The sequence below is a fragment of the Aminithiophilus ramosus genome (genome assembly GCF_018069705.1).
GTDB lineage: Bacteria > Synergistota > Synergistia > Synergistales > Aminithiophilaceae > Aminithiophilus > Aminithiophilus ramosus.
The window spans coordinates 1178883-1193520 of record NZ_CP072943.1; the positions used below are offsets into that span (position 1 = coordinate 1178883).

General features: G+C 65.2%; 11 protein-coding genes. 4 read left to right on the forward strand and 7 right to left on the reverse strand.

Annotated features, from left to right (window positions below):
* Nucleotides 1-84: 84 nt before the first annotated feature.
* The 4 genes from KAR29_RS05360 to KAR29_RS05375 all read right to left on the reverse strand — a co-directional run bounded on the left by KAR29_RS05360 (nt 85) and on the right by KAR29_RS05375 (nt 4819).
* Nucleotides 85-777, reverse strand: coding sequence for an aspartate/glutamate racemase family protein (locus tag KAR29_RS05360; RefSeq protein WP_274374918.1), 693 nt, complete (start codon nt 775-777; stop codon nt 85-87).
* 5 nt (nt 778-782) lie between these two features.
* Nucleotides 783-1688, reverse strand: coding sequence for a PhzF family phenazine biosynthesis protein (locus KAR29_RS05365; protein WP_274374590.1), 906 nt, complete (start codon nt 1686-1688; stop codon nt 783-785).
* 108 nt (nt 1689-1796) lie between these two features.
* Nucleotides 1797-4055, reverse strand: coding sequence for an AAA family ATPase (locus KAR29_RS05370; RefSeq protein WP_274374591.1), 2259 nt, complete (start codon nt 4053-4055; stop codon nt 1797-1799).
* Nucleotides 4052-4819, reverse strand: a complete 768-nt coding sequence (locus tag KAR29_RS05375; protein WP_274374592.1) for an AfsR/SARP family transcriptional regulator — start codon at nt 4817-4819, stop codon at nt 4052-4054. The genes KAR29_RS05370 and KAR29_RS05375 overlap by 4 nt, the downstream gene beginning before the upstream one ends.
* A 137-nt stretch (nt 4820-4956) precedes the next feature.
* Here KAR29_RS05375 and KAR29_RS05380 point away from each other — a divergent pair, with 137 nt between their 5' ends.
* The 4 genes from KAR29_RS05380 to KAR29_RS05395 all read left to right on the forward strand — a co-directional run bounded on the left by KAR29_RS05380 (nt 4957) and on the right by KAR29_RS05395 (nt 11322).
* Nucleotides 4957-5685: an IclR family transcriptional regulator gene (locus KAR29_RS05380; RefSeq protein ID WP_274374593.1), complete on the forward strand. Its 729-nt coding sequence runs from the start codon at nt 4957-4959 to the stop codon at nt 5683-5685.
* A gap of 128 nt (nt 5686-5813) precedes the next feature.
* On the forward strand, nt 5814-7844 hold the full coding sequence (locus tag KAR29_RS05385) for a urocanate hydratase (RefSeq protein ID WP_274374594.1): 2031 nt from the start codon (nt 5814-5816) through the stop codon (nt 7842-7844).
* Between the two features lie 400 nt (nt 7845-8244).
* On the forward strand, nt 8245-9570 hold the full coding sequence (locus KAR29_RS05390) for a YjiH family protein (protein WP_274374595.1): 1326 nt from the start codon (nt 8245-8247) through the stop codon (nt 9568-9570).
* Between the two features lie 75 nt (nt 9571-9645).
* Complete coding sequence (locus KAR29_RS05395; protein WP_274374596.1) at nt 9646-11322, forward strand: formate--tetrahydrofolate ligase; 1677 nt, start codon at nt 9646-9648, stop codon at nt 11320-11322.
* A 90-nt stretch (nt 11323-11412) separates the two neighbouring features.
* Here KAR29_RS05395 and KAR29_RS05400 read toward each other — a convergent pair whose 3' ends face one another.
* Genes KAR29_RS05400 through KAR29_RS05410 form a run of 3 tightly spaced genes read right to left on the reverse strand, consistent with a single transcriptional unit; the run spans nt 11413 to nt 14626 of the window.
* Nucleotides 11413-12213, reverse strand: coding sequence for an alpha/beta fold hydrolase (locus KAR29_RS05400; protein WP_311135627.1), 801 nt, complete (start codon nt 12211-12213; stop codon nt 11413-11415).
* Nucleotides 12204-13316: a HesA/MoeB/ThiF family protein gene (locus tag KAR29_RS05405; protein ID WP_274374597.1), complete on the reverse strand. Its 1113-nt coding sequence runs from the start codon at nt 13314-13316 to the stop codon at nt 12204-12206. Before KAR29_RS05405 ends, KAR29_RS05400 begins: the two co-directional genes overlap by 10 nt.
* Complete coding sequence (locus KAR29_RS05410; protein ID WP_274374598.1) at nt 13316-14626, reverse strand: TolC family protein; 1311 nt, start codon at nt 14624-14626, stop codon at nt 13316-13318. Before KAR29_RS05410 ends, KAR29_RS05405 begins: the two co-directional genes overlap by 1 nt.
* Between the last annotated feature and the right edge of the window lie 12 nt (nt 14627-14638).

Genomic DNA, 14638 nt, shown 5'->3' on the forward strand with positions numbered 1-14638 from the left:
TCGACGGCGGGGGAAATTCCAAAGGAAGGTCCCTTTCCCGTCTCAGGGGAAAGGGGCCCGACCGGATAGGGCCGTCGATGGCGGTCAGCCCTCTTCGGCCAGAGAAAGGTCGACGGCGGCCAGGGCGTGGAGACGGAGGGAATCGAAAAGGGGCAGCTCCGTATCACCGGCCCCGACCAGCATGGGAATTTCCGTGCAGCCCAGGACGACGGCCTCGGCTCCCCTGGCGGCCAGGTTCTCCATGATCTTCAGGAAAACCTGGCGCGAGGCGTCGAGGACCCTGCCGCGACAGAGCTCACCGAAGATGACCTCGTTGACGGTCTCCCTTTCTTCGGCGTCGGGGACCAGGACGGAGAGCCCCCAGTTCTCTTCCATGCGGCGACGGTAATGATCGGCCTCCATGAGAGCCCTCGTCCCAAGAAGCCCCACCGTCCGGAAGCCCCTCTCGCCGGCCGGGCGTCCGATGGCGTCGACGATATGAAGGAGGGGCAGCCCCGTCCGGGCCTCGACGTCTCCGGCAAAGGCGTGCATCGTGTTGGAGCAGATGAGGAGGAAGTCGGCTCCGGCCCTCTGGAGGCGACAGGCCGAGTCGACGACGAGGCGGCGGCAGATCTCCCACTCTCCGGCGGCCATGGCACGGGCCAGGGGATCGAAATCGAGGGAGGACAGGACGCATGGTGCGGAATGGAGTCCCCCCAGACGGGAATTCACCTCTTCGTTGACGATGCGGTAATAGTCGCGGCTCGACTCCCAGCTCAGGCCGCCGATGAGCCCCATCGTTCTCACGCTCTCTCGCCTCCCGGAAGGTTCATCGTTCCCTCGAGAACGGTGACGGCCGATCCTCCGACGCGAACCCGCGAGGGAAGGGAACCTTCGCGGCAGACGGTGACGAAAACCTGGCCCGGTCTTCCGACCTCGAAGCCAGCCTCGCTTCTCATCTCCATCTCCTCTCCACCCAGAAGACGGTGATGGGCGATAAAGGCGCCGATGCAGCCATTGCCCGTTCCGCAGACGGGATCTTCGTCGATGCCCCCTTCGGGAGTGAAGGCCCTCATGTGAAAGGAGGCATCGGGCGACAGGGTCTCGAGGCAGAAGGGCAGGAGACCGGCCACGCCGTGGCGGGCGCTGAAGCGCCTGATGGCCGCCTGATCGGGGACGAGGTTCTGCAGCCCTTCGAGACGTTTCAGGCCCACGACGAACCACCAGATTCCCGTCGAGATCTTGAGGGGCATCGCATCGAGAAGATCCTTGGCGTCGACGCCAAGAAGACGGGCCGCGTCACCGCCTGTCGCCTCGACCTCCTCGAAGCGGGGGCTGGCCTGGGTCATGGTGAAGACGGGCCGATCCGCGCGGAAGGAGCGCTCCACCTCCAGGACGCCGGCCTTCGTCTCCTGAGTGAAGACGGAACGGGAAGGGTCGAGACGTCCCTCCTCGTGGAGGGCGAAGAAGGCGGCAATCGTCGCGTGGCCGCAGAGATCGACCTCTCTGTGGGGAGTGAAAAAGCGGATTTTGAAATCGGCCCGATCGGAGGGAAAGACGAAGGCCGTCTCGCTCAGATTCATTTCCCGGGCGATAAGCCCCATCGTCTTCCCGTCCAGGCCATCGGCATCGGTGACGACGCCGGCCGGATTGCCGCCGAAAGGGACGTCGGAAAAGGTGTCCACTTGCTTGATCCGAATGCGTTCCATTTTCTTATGAAACCTCCTCGTTCATCAGACGATCCGTTCCCGCCCCTCGGCGGGAACGGAAAGGCACCTGCCATCCACACCTTCCGTCACGACGGAGAAACGAGGCGGTCAGAAACCCCCTCGCATCCCCGCCGCTTCGGTGACGGCCTTCGCCTTGTGGCGGACCGCCATGGCCCGATAAAGAGAAAGGGCGCCTCGGCGATAGGTCTCGGGAGTCTCGGTGAGGGCCTCGTCGAGAAGGCCTCCCCTTCGGACTCCGGCCTTGATGCGCCCTTTGACCTCGAGCTGCAGGGCCAGCCAGAACCGTTTCCCCAGGGCTTCGACGAGGGCGTCACCCCGTCGGAGGGCCGTCAGGGCCCTTTCTTCCTCCCCCTCCCTGGCGGCATCCCAGGCAAGGAGGCTGAAGAGGATCCCGTTCCCCCGCCAGGCCTCGCTCTCCTCCTGCAGGGACCGGGCCGCTTCCAGATGACGCAGAAAGGCCTCATCGTCGCCGAGGTCGAAGGCCACGTGAGCCGCGTTGCTGTGGAAGAGACAGAGACCGCGGAAAAGCCCCTCGTCACGGCACTGGCCGACGCAGGCCCCATAGAGATCCAGAGCCTCGTCGAGCCGCCCCCTGCGATGGGCGCTGTCGGCCAGATAGTTTCGGGCCGCCGCCGTCTGGAGGGTGTAAGGCTCGTCGAGGGCCTCGACGGCGCGGAAACGATCGATGGAGGCCTCCAGAGCCCTTTCGGCTCCGTCATACTCTCCCCGGAAGAGACGGGCCATCCCCAGAAAACGCAGAGCCACGCCCCGGAGGGCCTCGAGGCGGGCCTTCCCCGCCGATTCGAGGAGACTTCGACTATGGCGCTCCAGAAGGGAGGGCTCTTCCGTCTGGATGGCGTAGTAGCAGAGATGCTGGAGGGCCTCGAGCTCCAACGTCCCGTCCCGCCGCCGCCGCGCCTCTTCGAGGGCCTTCGCGACGAGCAGTTTCCCCTGGACGTAGTCGCCCCACCAGAGACGATAGCCGCCGCTGAGGGCGCGGAAAGAGGCCTCGAGACGCTCCAGCCGCGCCGAGGGCGTACCCTCGCGGCGGAGGCGGCGCAGAAGTTCTTCCAGGCCCGCCAGCTGCTCCCGGGTGTCCTTTCTCCCCTCCAGAGGCGCCGAGGCCCCTCGGAGGACATCGTCGCTGAGGAGGGGAAACAATTCGTAGTTGAGATGAATGTGGAGTTTCAGTCGGCGGATGGAATAGTCGAGCTCCTCCGTCGCCAGGGCCGCCCGGCGGCAGTGGCCGATGATGCGGGAACAGAGGAGATCGTTCCAGCGCCTCTCTCCCAGCTCCTCCATCAGGAGGTGGGCCAGCTCTCCGTGGAGGAGGCGTCGTCGCGCCTCGGAGAGGGAACGGTAGATGTGGTCTCTGACGGCGACGTGGCTGAACTCGATGTGAAGCCTCTCCCCCTCGTCGAGGCGCTCGGCCAGGATCGCCCCCGTTCTGAGCCTTTCGACGCGCTCCGTCAGAACCGCCTCGGAAAGCCCCGAAAAGCGGCGGAGAAGCCCCCACTCGGCGCGCGTCGAAAAGACGGAGAGCCGCTCCAAAAGGAAACGGTCCTCGTCGGAGAAATCGGCCAGAAGCCTCTCGTAGGTCTCGGCGAGGCTGGAGGGAGCCTCGTCGAGAGAGCGGCCCGCCGCCAAAAGGCGGATCACCCCCGACAGAAAAAGGGGCAGGCCGTCGGTCTGGCCGTAGAGGCGGTCGAAATCGGCGCCGGCCAGATCCCTTCCGGGAAGACAGAGGCGGCAGAAGGATTCCGTCTCGCCTCGGGAAAAGGGGGCCAGGGCGATCTCCTTCAGCTCACAGCGTCCGACTCGGGCGGCGCTGCGGAAAAGGTCCCGTCCCCGGCAGCTCCGACTGTGGCGGGTCGTGACGAAAAGGAGAAGGGGAGCCCGCCGATGGGCCAGGAAGCTCTCGAGAAGGTCGAGAGAGTCGCCGTCGAACCACTGCAGGTCCTCGAAAACGATGGCGACGGGACAAAAGCGGGCGAGAAGGTCGAAGAGGCGGGCCATGGCGGCGCCGAGACGGAAGGGCCCGGCGGGGTGGCAGGAGGTGGCTGTCGCGGCCAGTGCGGGAAAACTCTCGGCCAGCAGGGAACGGTGGGCCGGGGGAAAGTCGAGGCCGTCGAGATCGATCCGGGCGGCCACGCCCTCGAGCAGATCGTTCCAGGGGAGAAGCGGATGGCGCTCCTCCCCCCGGGCGGCGCCGCAGGTCACGACGAGCGTTCCCGGGGGAGCCTGGCCCAGGGCCCGCGAGACGAAGAGGCTTTTGCCGACGCCGGCCTCTCCGGAGACGAAGATGGCGCGGCAGCGGTCGAAAGGCGGTTCCGTGCAGGCTCTCACCGACTCCAGCTCGACCTGGCGACCGAAAAAACCTCCCCCCTCCGGAGGCAGATCCCTCCCCCCCCGTCACAGCCCCCTTCTCGGAGGAGGAGATACCCGTAGAGGGCGATCGTCTCCTCCGAGGGCCCCAGATCCAGCTCCGAGGCCAGCCGTTCCGTCAGAAGGCGGTAGGTGCGGATCATCTCGCATCTCCGCCCCGTTCGGGAATAGGCCTCCATCAGAAGACAGCCCGCCTCCTCGTCGACATCGGAGGCGAAGAGGGACTCCAGGCAGGAAAGGGCCCGATCGGGAGTCCCCCTGTCGAGGCAGAGTCGGCCGTAGTCTCTCATGGCCCTGCGGCGGCGGAGCTCGAAAAGAGAACGGCTCTGGCGGAGCCACTCCTCGAAGGGAGGACAGGCCGGGAGGGAAAAGCCCTCCATGAAAGGACGGAGGGAAGAGACCGTCGGAGAGGAGGAGGGGAAGACATCGAGGGCCGAAAGATCGAGACAAAACCCCTCGTCGCCGGCGACGACCCTCTGCCCTCTGTTCCGAATCAACCCCTGAGGCAGGACCTTGCGCAGCTCGTAGAGGGCGTTGCGCAGGTTCCGCGAGGCCGCTTCCCCCTCCTTGTCGCTCCAGAGAAGGTCCATCAAGGTCTCTCTCGAGGCCTGACGCTCCACGAAGAGATAGCAGGCCAGTCCCTCGACCTTGCGGAAGGGGAAGACCAGATCGACGCCATCGAGGGAAAAGCGGGGCGGACCGAGAAGCTGAACGTTCAACGTCATGGGCCATCGTCCTCCGTGGACATTATAGGCCAAAGGGGAGAGGGCGAGGAATTTCCCGTTGACAGTGTCCTGTCTTTTCGGTATCGTTCTGCATGAGAGCATTTACGGGACAACTTGTCCCATTTTTGGAGGAAGCGATGGCCGAAAAACTCGACGCCGTGGGGCGGATCGTCAAAATCATGGAACTGCTCTGTTCGGCCGAGGAGACGATGACCCTCCGCGAGATCGAATCGCGCATCGCCGTCCCCCGCAGCACCCTCCACCGCCTTCTTGCCTCCCTCGAGGAGCGGGAATGGGTCCACCGAGAGGAGGGAACGGAGCAGTTCCGGCCCTCCGTCGGCTTTTTTCTCCTCAACAGCCGCAGCCTCTTCTACGACGAGCTGATCCGCATCGCCTCTCCCGAGATGGAACGTCTCGTGGCCGAGACGGACAAGACGGCCATTCTCTCCGTCCTGGAAGGCCTCGAAGGGCGGTGCATCCACGCCGTCGATCCCGCGATGGCCCTCAAGTTCGTCGCCCACAGGGGGATGGCCGTCCCCGTCTATGCCGGGGCCACAGGGAAGGTCCTCCTGGCCTTCGCCTCCCCCGCCCTTCGGAAGCGGATCTTCGAGGGAGGCCTCCCCGAGGGACTGGACGTCGAGAACCTCCAGGAGGCCCTCGAATCGATCCGGCGCCGGGGCTACGCCTACAGCCGCGAGGAATGGATGGCCCATGCGGGCGACATCAGCGTCCCCCTTTTCGACAGGCGAGGTCTTTTCGTCGCCCAGCTCGGTCTGGCGGGTCTGGCCTCCAGCTTCGACGGCGAAGAGGAAAAGATCGTCGCCTCCCTGAGGGAGGCGACGGCGAAGATCACCGTCCGCCTCTGAGGCGATCCGTCCCGGAAGAGAACGGTTTGACGAAGATGGGGGCCCTCCGGGGCCCGTGGCCCGGAGCGAGACACAACTCCGGATCTGGCGGGAACGTCCGTTCCCGACGAAAACAGGAGGGATCTTCAATGGAAAGCAACGCCACCATCGGTGCAGCCATGACGATCAAACTCGATGCGACCCTGCCCGAGCATCCCCACTTCGCTTCAGGCATACGGCGCGCCCCCGACAGGGGCTGGACGCTGAGCCGCAAGGAGACGGAGCTGGCCCTGAAGAACGCCCTCCGCTATGTCCCCGAGGAACACCACGCCCTTCTGGCTCCGGAGTTCATGGAAGAGCTGCGTACCATGGGCCGGATCTACGCCTACCGCTTTCGTCCCGAGGGACGGATCTGGGGCCGGCCCATCGATGAGTACAAGGGCAAGTGTCTCGCCGGCAAGGCCTTCCAGGTCATGATCGACAACAACCTCGATTTCGACGTGGCACTCTACCCCTACGAGCTGGTGACCTACGGCGAGACGGGACAGGTCTGCCAGAACTGGCTCCAGTACCGGCTCCTCAAGAAATACCTCGAGGAACTGACCGACGACACGACTCTCGTCGTCGAAAGCGGCCATCCTCTGGGGCTCTTTAAGTCTCGGCCCGAGGCCCCCCGAGTGATCGTCACCAACGGGCTTCTCGTCGGCATCTTCGACAACCAGACCGAATGGCACCGGGCCATGCAGCTCGGCGTGACCAACTACGGCCAGATGACGGCCGGCGGCTGGATGTACATCGGCCCCCAGGGCATCGTCCACGGCACCTTCAACACCCTTCTCAACGCCGCGCGCCAGCGCCTCGGCATCGGTCCCAAGGAGAACCTCGCCGGAATCCTCTTCATCTCCTCCGGCCTGGGCGGCATGAGCGGCGCCCAGCCCAAGGCCATCGAGATCGCCGGCGGCGTCGGCATCGTCGCCGAGGTGGACGCCTCGCGGATCGAGACGAGGCGCAGCCAGGGCTGGGTCAGCGCCGTGGCCGAAACCTGCCAGGAGGCCTTCGCCTTGGCCAGGGAGGCCCAGGAGAAGAAGCAGGCCCTCTCCATCGCCTATCACGGCAACATCGTCGATCTGCTCCAGTACGCCGTGGACAAGGGCATCGAGATTCCCCTTCTCTCGGACCAGACCTCCTGCCATGCCCCCTATGACGGCGGCTACTGCCCCGTGGGCCTCTCCTTCGAGGAGCGCACCGCCATGCTCCACGACAATCCGGACGAATACCGCCGCCGCGTCGACGAGACGCTGAGAAGGCACTACGAATTGATCAAGACCCTTGTCGAGCGGGGAACCTACTTCTTCGACTACGGCAACTCCTTCATGCGGGCCGTCTACGACGCCGGCGTCAAGGAGATCTGCAAGAACGGCGAGAACACCTACGACGGGTTCATCTGGCCCTCCTACGTCGAGGACATCATGGGTCCCGTCCTCTTCGACTACGGCTACGGGCCCTTCCGCTGGTGCTGCCTGAGCGGCAAGCCCGAGGACCTGCGCAGGACCGACAGGGCCGCCATGGAGTGCATCGACCCCAACCGGCGAAGCCAGGACTACGACAACTGGATCTGGATCCGCGATGCCGAGAAGAACCGTCTCGTCGTGGGCACCCAGTGCCGCATCCTCTATCAGGATGCCGAGGGGCGGACCAGGATCGCCCTCAAGTTCAACGACATGGTCCGCAAGGGCGAGATCGGCCCCGTCATGCTCGGCCGCGACCACCACGACGTCTCCGGCACCGATTCGCCCTACCGGGAGACGTCCAACATCAAGGACGGCAGCAACATCTGCGCCGACATGGCCACTCAGTGCTTCGCCGGCAACGCCGCCCGAGGCATGACGCTCTGCTCCCTCCACAACGGCGGAGGCGTCGGCATCGGCAAGGTCATCAACGGCGGCTTCGGCATGGTCCTCGACGGATCGGAGCGGACCGACGAGATCATCCGGTCCGCCATGATGTGGGACGTTCTGGGCGGCGTCGCCCGCCGCGCCTGGGGCCGCTGCGACCACGCCGTCGAGGTGGGCGCCGAGGTGAACGCCAAGTACCCCGGCAGCTACCACATCACCCTCCCCTACGTCCCCGCCGAGGAACTCGTCGCCAAGGCCGTGGACAGAGCCTGGGAGAAACGATAGATCCTCTTTCCGGAGCCCGCCGGACCGGTCCCGACGAGGGTTGATCCCCATCCTCACCGTCCGAAGGGAATTCCTTGTTCTTGAAGCCAGGCTTTGAGTCTGGCCGATCGGGCCGAATCAACCCTTTTCCGGAGACGTCCGGCAGACGCCCAGCCTCCCTTCCCGCAGGAAGATCATCGGCCTCTCATAGCCCCAGATCTCCTGCGGGAGGGAAGTCGGGCCTTTGCGACGGGAAGCCTTTGACGGGAGGCCGGAAAGACAGAGGGCCTTTCCGGCCTCCCGAGGCGAAAGAAGGACGCCCTTCCTATCTCGACGGCCCGCTTCTGTCTGTCCTCTTCATTCATCACCCCTTTTTCCCGGCGCAACGGCACACCTCATCTTTTTTTAAGGAGGATCCCCCTTGTCTTCGAACAAAGACACTTCCCCGACAGTCGGTTCCGGCGTGGCTCTGGCCCGTTTTCTGGGGCTGAGTCTCTTCGGTCTTTTCATGTTCTTCTTCCCCCTGACTCTCGGCGGGAACTCGACCATCCCCGTCGATCACATCATCACGGCCATCCGCAACAGCCTGCCCGGGGCATCGGCCCTTTACGCCATAGCCGTCATGGTCGCCGGAGCGGCGGCCCCCTTCCTCCGCAAGACCTGGAACCGGTCGACGACGGACCTCGTCTTCTCCTTCGCAAAAGTCGCCGGAGCCGTCATCGGTCCCATGATCTACTTCAAGATCGGTCCCGCCTGGCTCCTCGATCCCGGCGTCGGCCCCTTTCTCTTCTCCAAGCTGGCCATTCCCGTCGGGCTCGTCATCCCCATCGGATCTCTTTTCCTGGCCTTCCTCGTCGGCTTCGGCCTGCTGGAATTCACCGGAGTCCTCATGACGCCCGTCATGAGACCCGTCTTCAGGACGCCGGGCCGCTCGGCCATCGACGCCGTCGCCTCTTTCGTCGGCAGCTACTCGGTGGGCCTGATCATCACCAACAACGTCTACCGTCAGGGCAAGTATTCGGCCCGGGAAGCGGCCATCATCGCCACGGGATTCTCCACCGTTTCGGCCACCTTCATGCTCATCGTCGCCAAGACGCTGGGGCTCATGGAAGAGTGGGGCACCTTCTTCTGGGTCTCCATGGCCGTCACTTTCGCCGTCACGGCCGTGACGACGCGCCTCTGGCCCCTGGCCTCCATGGCCGACAGCTACTACACGGGCAGGGCTCCCGAGGAGGAGACGACTCAGGGCTCCCTTTTCGCCCGTGCCTGGAAAGAGGGGCTCGACACGGCGGCCGGCGCCCCCTCCGTGGCCTCCCTCATGGCATCCAACCTCAAGGAGGGGCTGAACATGGCCATGGCCGTCATTCCCTCCATCACCTCCATCGGCCTCCTCGGGCTTCTGGCAGCCAACCACACGCCCATCTTCGACATCCTGGGCTACGCCTTCTACCCCTTCTTCAAGCTCTTCTCCATGCCCGAGGCCCTTCTGGCCGGCAAGGCGGCCGCCGTCTCCCTGGCCGAGATGTTCCTCCCGGCCATTCTCGTCGCCAAGGCCGATGCCCCCATGGTCCTGCGTTTCACCATGGCCGTCCTCTGCATCTCGGAAATTCTCTTTTTCTCGGCCATCATCCCCTGCATCGTCGGCACCGACATTCCCATCAAGATGGGCGACATCCTCGTCATCTGGTTCGAGCGCGTCGTCCTGACGATCCTCATCGCCTCGCCGATCGCCATGCTCCTCTATTGAGTGGCAAACTTTTTTGTCGTTTTATGCTAATATGTCCGGTGTATCGCCAACTCCAACATGCCTAGGAGGTTTAATATGAGCCAGCACCTCTCCGACATCGACATCGCCCAGCAGTGCGTCATGGAGCCCATCGATGCCATCGCAGCCAAACTCGGAATCGGCGACGACGATCTTGAACACTACGGCAAGTACAAGGCCAAGGTCTCTTTCGACCTCTGGGAGAGGATCAGGGGCAACGACGACGGCAAGCTGATCCTTGTCACGGCCATCACGCCGACGCCGGCCGGAGAGGGGAAGACGACGACCTCCGTAGGCCTGGCCCAGGGATTGGCCCGGCTGGGCAAGAAGACCACCCTGGCCCTGAGGGAGCCCTCACTGGGCCCCGTCTTCGGCGTCAAGGGCGGAGCCGCCGGAGGCGGCTACAGCCAGGTCGTCCCCATGGAGGACATCAACATCCACTTCACCGGCGACATCCACGCCATCACGGCGGCCCACAACCTGCTGGCCGCCATGGTCGACAACTCTCTCCAGCAGGGCAACGAGCTCAACATCGACCCCCGCCGCGTCGTCCTGCGCCGCGTCATGGACATGAACGACCGGGCCCTCCGCAACATCGTCATCGGCCTGGGAGGCAAGGCCCAGGGCGTGCCCCGGGAGAACGGCTTCGACATCACCGTCGCCTCCGAGGTCATGGCCATCCTCTGTCTCGCCTCGGGCATCTCCGATCTGAAGGAACGCCTGGCCCGGATCATCGTCGCCTACACCTACGACGACAGGCCCGTCACGGCCGGCGATCTGGGCGCTCCGGGGGCCATGGCCATGCTCCTCAAGGACGCCCTCAAGCCCAACCTCGTCCAGACCCTCGAGGGCGTTCCGGCCTTCATTCACGGCGGCCCCTTCGCCAACATCGCCCACGGCTGCAACAGCGTCATGGCCACCAAGTACGGCCTCAAGCTGGCCGACTATTTCGTCACCGAGGCGGGCTTCGCCGCCGACCTGGGCGCCGAGAAGTTCCTCGACATCAAGTGTCGCCTGGCCGGCCTCAAGCCCGACGCCGTCGTCATCGTCGCCACCGTACGGGCCCTGAAGATGCACGGAGGCATGGCCAAGGAGAGGCTCGGCGAGCTCGACATGGAGGCCCTGGCCGCGGGCATCCCCAACCTGGAGAAGCACATCGAAAACATCAAGGGCTTCGGCCTTCCCGTCGTCGTCGCCGTCAACGCCTTCCCCACGGACCGTCCCGAGGAGCTGGCCCTCGTCGAGGAGAAGTGCCGTGCCCTTGGCGCTCCCGTGGCCCTCTCCGAAGTCTGGGCCAAGGGCGGCGAGGGAGGGCTCGATCTGGCCCGGAAGGTCATCGCCGCCTGCGACGAGCCCAAGGCCTTCCACTTCCTCTACGACGCCGACCTTCCCCCCAAGGAGAAGATGAGGGCCATCGCCACCAAGATCTACGGCGCCGACGACATCGCCTTCACCGACCAGGCCGAGAAGGACCTCAAGACCGTCAGCGCCCTGGGACTGGACGGGCTTCTGGTCTGCATGGCCAAGACCCAGGCCTCTCTCTCCGATGACCCTGCCAAGAAGGGACGGCCCCGGAACTTCACCGTCACCGTCCGCGAGGTCCGCATCGCCGCCGGGGCGGGGTTCCTCGTGGCCGTCACGGGAAGCATCATGACCATGCCGGGCCTGCCCAAAAGACCGGCGGCCCTGGCCATCGACGTCGACGAGAAAGGCCGCGTTTCGGGGCTCTTCTAGAACCACCGGGCCGGAAAGGGGCCCAGACGCAAAAAAAAGGGGGGGCGGACTGGGTCCGCCTTCCCCTTTTTTGCGTCTTTTTTCCTCATTTCACAGGGAGACCGCGAAAGCCGCGATCATCCGGGCCATGGCAGGGCTCTCCGTCACGGCCAGGGCATGGCCGCCGTCGGGCAGGATCTCGAAGCGGCTTTCCCTCAGGTGCCGATGAAGGGACCGGACCTCTTCGGGGCGGACCATCCGGTCCTCCCCTCCGGCGACGAGCAGGGCCGGAACGGCGATTTCGCCGAGACGGTCGTCCCTGTCGAAGTCGAGACAGGCCCGGGACTGAGCCAGAAAACCCTCGTCGCTCTGGCCGAAGACATCCCGGTGGGCGAGGAAGAAGGCGATCATGGCCTCCAGCCGGGCGGGATCGGCGAAAAGAGCCGGAGGAAGGGTAGCCCCAAGCTGAATCCGCAGGAGGCTCTCCGGCGAGACGCCCTCCCGGCGCAGACGCCGCCAGGTCTCGATCTGAAAACGTCCCTGCCCCTCCAGGCGCGAGGCGGTGCCGAAAAGGACCATCCCCTCGACGGAGGAAAGGCGACGAAGGGCCATTTCGAGGGCCGCGAAGCCTCCCATGGAGGTGGCGACGAGGAGGGGCCTTTCGACGGAGAGGGCCTCCAGAAGGGCCTCTGCCGTTCGGGCCATGTCCGCCACGGAGAAAGGCTGGCCGGGATCGTCGCTTCCGCCCGAACCGGGCGGATCGAAGCGGATGGCCCTGTAGGTCGGGCCCAGGGCGGAGACGATGCCCTGCCAGCCCGCAAGGGGCATGCCGAGACCGCTGAGAAAGAGAAGGGACCGTCCCTCGCCCTCGACGGCATAGTGAATCTGTCTGCCCTCGAAATTCAGATACAGGGGGGATCACCTCCGGCCCCACAGCGGCAGGGGCAGTCCGGCCTGGGCGTCACGGCGACGCGCCGGGCCTCCCAGCGGGAGAGGTCCAGGACGAGGCGGGCCCCTTCGGTCAGGGGTTTCTCGAAGCCGGTTAGGAAGCGGAGGGCTTCGAGAGCCATGAGGCTGCCGACGATGCCCACCTGAGGGGCGATGACGCCGTGGCGGTAGGGACCGTTGACGGCCGCCACTTCGGGGCGGGAGAAGTCGGGCCGCCAGGGCGGAAGGGAGCAGCGGTAGCAGGCCGTCCTGCCCGGAACGACGAGGGGACCGACGGAAAGGGATGTGGCCGTGACGCCGGCCGTGAAGAGGCCCGCCGTTTTCGCCCTGTAAAGGGCATCGTTGAACCAGAGAAAGACGGCCTCCCGCGGCGAGTCGGCCGTGAGAAGGGCCAGGTCCTGCCCTTCCATCACGGAGGCGAAGGCCTCGACGCCGTCCATGGCCCTATCGACGAAGCGGAAGTCGATGTCGCCGTTCCACCGCGGGAGCTCGCGGCGGAGGACGTCGATCTTGGAGCGCCCTATGTCCTCGGGACGGTAGAGGCACTGGCGGTTCAGGTTGGAGGGCTCGACGTCGTCGAAGTCGACGACGGTCAGATGGCCCACGCCGAAGGCGACGAGGTCCTGGAGGAGGTGAGAACCGCCGCCGCCGACGCCGAAGAGGACGACCCGACAGGTCTCGATCCGCCTCTGGGCCTCGGCGGCGAAGGAGACCCCGTCGGGACGCCAGGCGCCGAAAAACAGGCGTTGCCGGCCGTAGCGGTCATCGTCCTCCGTCACCACCTCCCGGCCCTCCTCGAGGAGGCAGAGGGCATCCAGACGGTCGACGAAGGAGAGAAGGGCCTCGGCGGCGACGTCATAGCCCATGAGGGAGAGAATGGAGAGGAGCTCGCCCAGAGTGCGGCTCCCGTCGAAGAGCTGGACCAGGACGCGCTGCCAGGGCTCGAAGCGGGTCACGAAGGGGGCCGGCAGGAAGGGGAAGAGCACCTGCTCTTCCGGAAGGCCCACGGCCATGATGGTCCGTTTGAATAGGGGCCGCCCCTCCCAGGCCGAGAAACGTCCACCCATCAGGGAGAGCCTCCTTCCAGGCGATCTTTCGGCACCCTTTCCAGGTAATGGCCCAGGGCCTCCCGGGCCTTGGCCTCGGCGAGGCAGACGTCGAGACGGGCCTCGACGAGCTGCGTCTTGGCCTGCTGGTCCTTCTCGAAGGCATCCATGAGGGCCAGGGTGTCCTTCAGGCGCTCCTGGAAAAGGGTCCAGATATCGCTCTGATTTTCGTCGGTGTGCCGCTGCTGCCGTTCGAGGACCTCGACCTTTCGCATGGCCGACGCCCACTCGTCGCAGGCCTGACGGTAGTGCAGACGGATCTCGTCGTCGGCGGCCCTGAGACGGCGAAGGGATTCTTCAACCAGATTGACGTTTTTCCTCACGTCGGCCTTCTCCTTCCCCCCGTCGACGAGGGGGATGTCGACGTAAAGGAGGAGATCCCACTCGTTTTCCTCGACGTCCGAGTAGGGGTAGGTGTAGTCGGTCCAGAGGCGGTAGGTGGCCTGAAGCTGGACCGTGGGCGTTCTGCCTTTGGCGGCCAGGGCCAGGAGCGTACGGGAATAGTCGACGCCGGTCCGGGCCGAGGCGAGTTTGGGATTGTTCCTGAGGGCCTCGTCGAGACTGCCCGGCAGGGAGGGCACGGGATCGGGACCTTCCTGAAGAGGGACGAGTCTCTCGCCTCCGGCGTACCAGGCAAGTTCCTCCAGGGCCTGAATTTCGGAGGCCTTGGCCTCCTCGAGGGCCAGCAGGCCCTCTTCCAGGTTGACGCGGCCTTTGGTGACGTCGATTTTCGTGACGAGCTGCTGCGAGAGCTGGAGCTCGAGAAGATCCAAGGCCTGACGGCGCTCTTCGAGGACCGCTTCGAGAAGGTCCGCCTTCCGCCGGGCGAAAAAAGCCTTCCAGTAGGCCTGTTCTGCCTCGGAGAGGACGGAGTTGATCGTCGCGGCGTAGTCGTGGAGGGCCTGGCGGTAGGCGAAGAGGGCCTTCCGTTCCGTCTCCCTGTAGAGGCCGGACACGTCCACGTTCTGGCGCAGCACCAGGGAGAGGGTCTGGTCGCTCCGGCTGTCGGGATAGTAGGTCCATCTCTCGAAGGATCCGGAGAGAGAGACGTTGGTCTTCTGGTTCGCGACGACGACGCGGGCATCTTCGCGAAGGGCCTGGGCCTTGAAACGGTCGGCCTCGATGGAGGGATTTTTCTTCAAAACGACGAGAAGACAGCTCTCCAGGTCGAGGACGCTCCCCGGAGGAGCGCCCTTTTCCTCGGCGCCACGGCAGGGAGAGGCCCCCAAGAGGGAAAAGAGAAAGACGAGGGTCATCACGCGACGGAACATTGCGGGCGGCAC

Bases quoted from the DNA above. Each gene is read 5' to 3' on its own strand.
- KAR29_RS05360 (WP_274374918.1), bottom strand. From the start codon at position 777: ATGGGGCTCATCGGCGGCCTGAGCTGGGAGTCGAGCCGCGACTATTAC.
- KAR29_RS05365 (WP_274374590.1), bottom strand. From the start codon at position 1,688: ATGGAACGCATTCGGATCAAGCAAGTGGACACCTTTTCCGACGTCCCT.
- KAR29_RS05375 (WP_274374592.1), bottom strand. From the start codon at position 4,819: ATGACGTTGAACGTTCAGCTTCTCGGTCCGCCCCGCTTTTCCCTCGAT.
- KAR29_RS05380 (WP_274374593.1), top strand. From the start codon at position 4,957: ATGGCCGAAAAACTCGACGCCGTGGGGCGGATCGTCAAAATCATGGAA.
- KAR29_RS05385 (WP_274374594.1), top strand. From the start codon at position 5,814: ATGGAAAGCAACGCCACCATCGGTGCAGCCATGACGATCAAACTCGAT.
- KAR29_RS05395 (WP_274374596.1), top strand. From the start codon at position 9,646: ATGAGCCAGCACCTCTCCGACATCGACATCGCCCAGCAGTGCGTCATG.
- KAR29_RS05405 (WP_274374597.1), bottom strand. From the start codon at position 13,316: ATGGGTGGACGTTTCTCGGCCTGGGAGGGGCGGCCCCTATTCAAACGG.
- KAR29_RS05410 (WP_274374598.1), bottom strand. From the start codon at position 14,626: ATGTTCCGTCGCGTGATGACCCTCGTCTTTCTCTTTTCCCTCTTGGGG.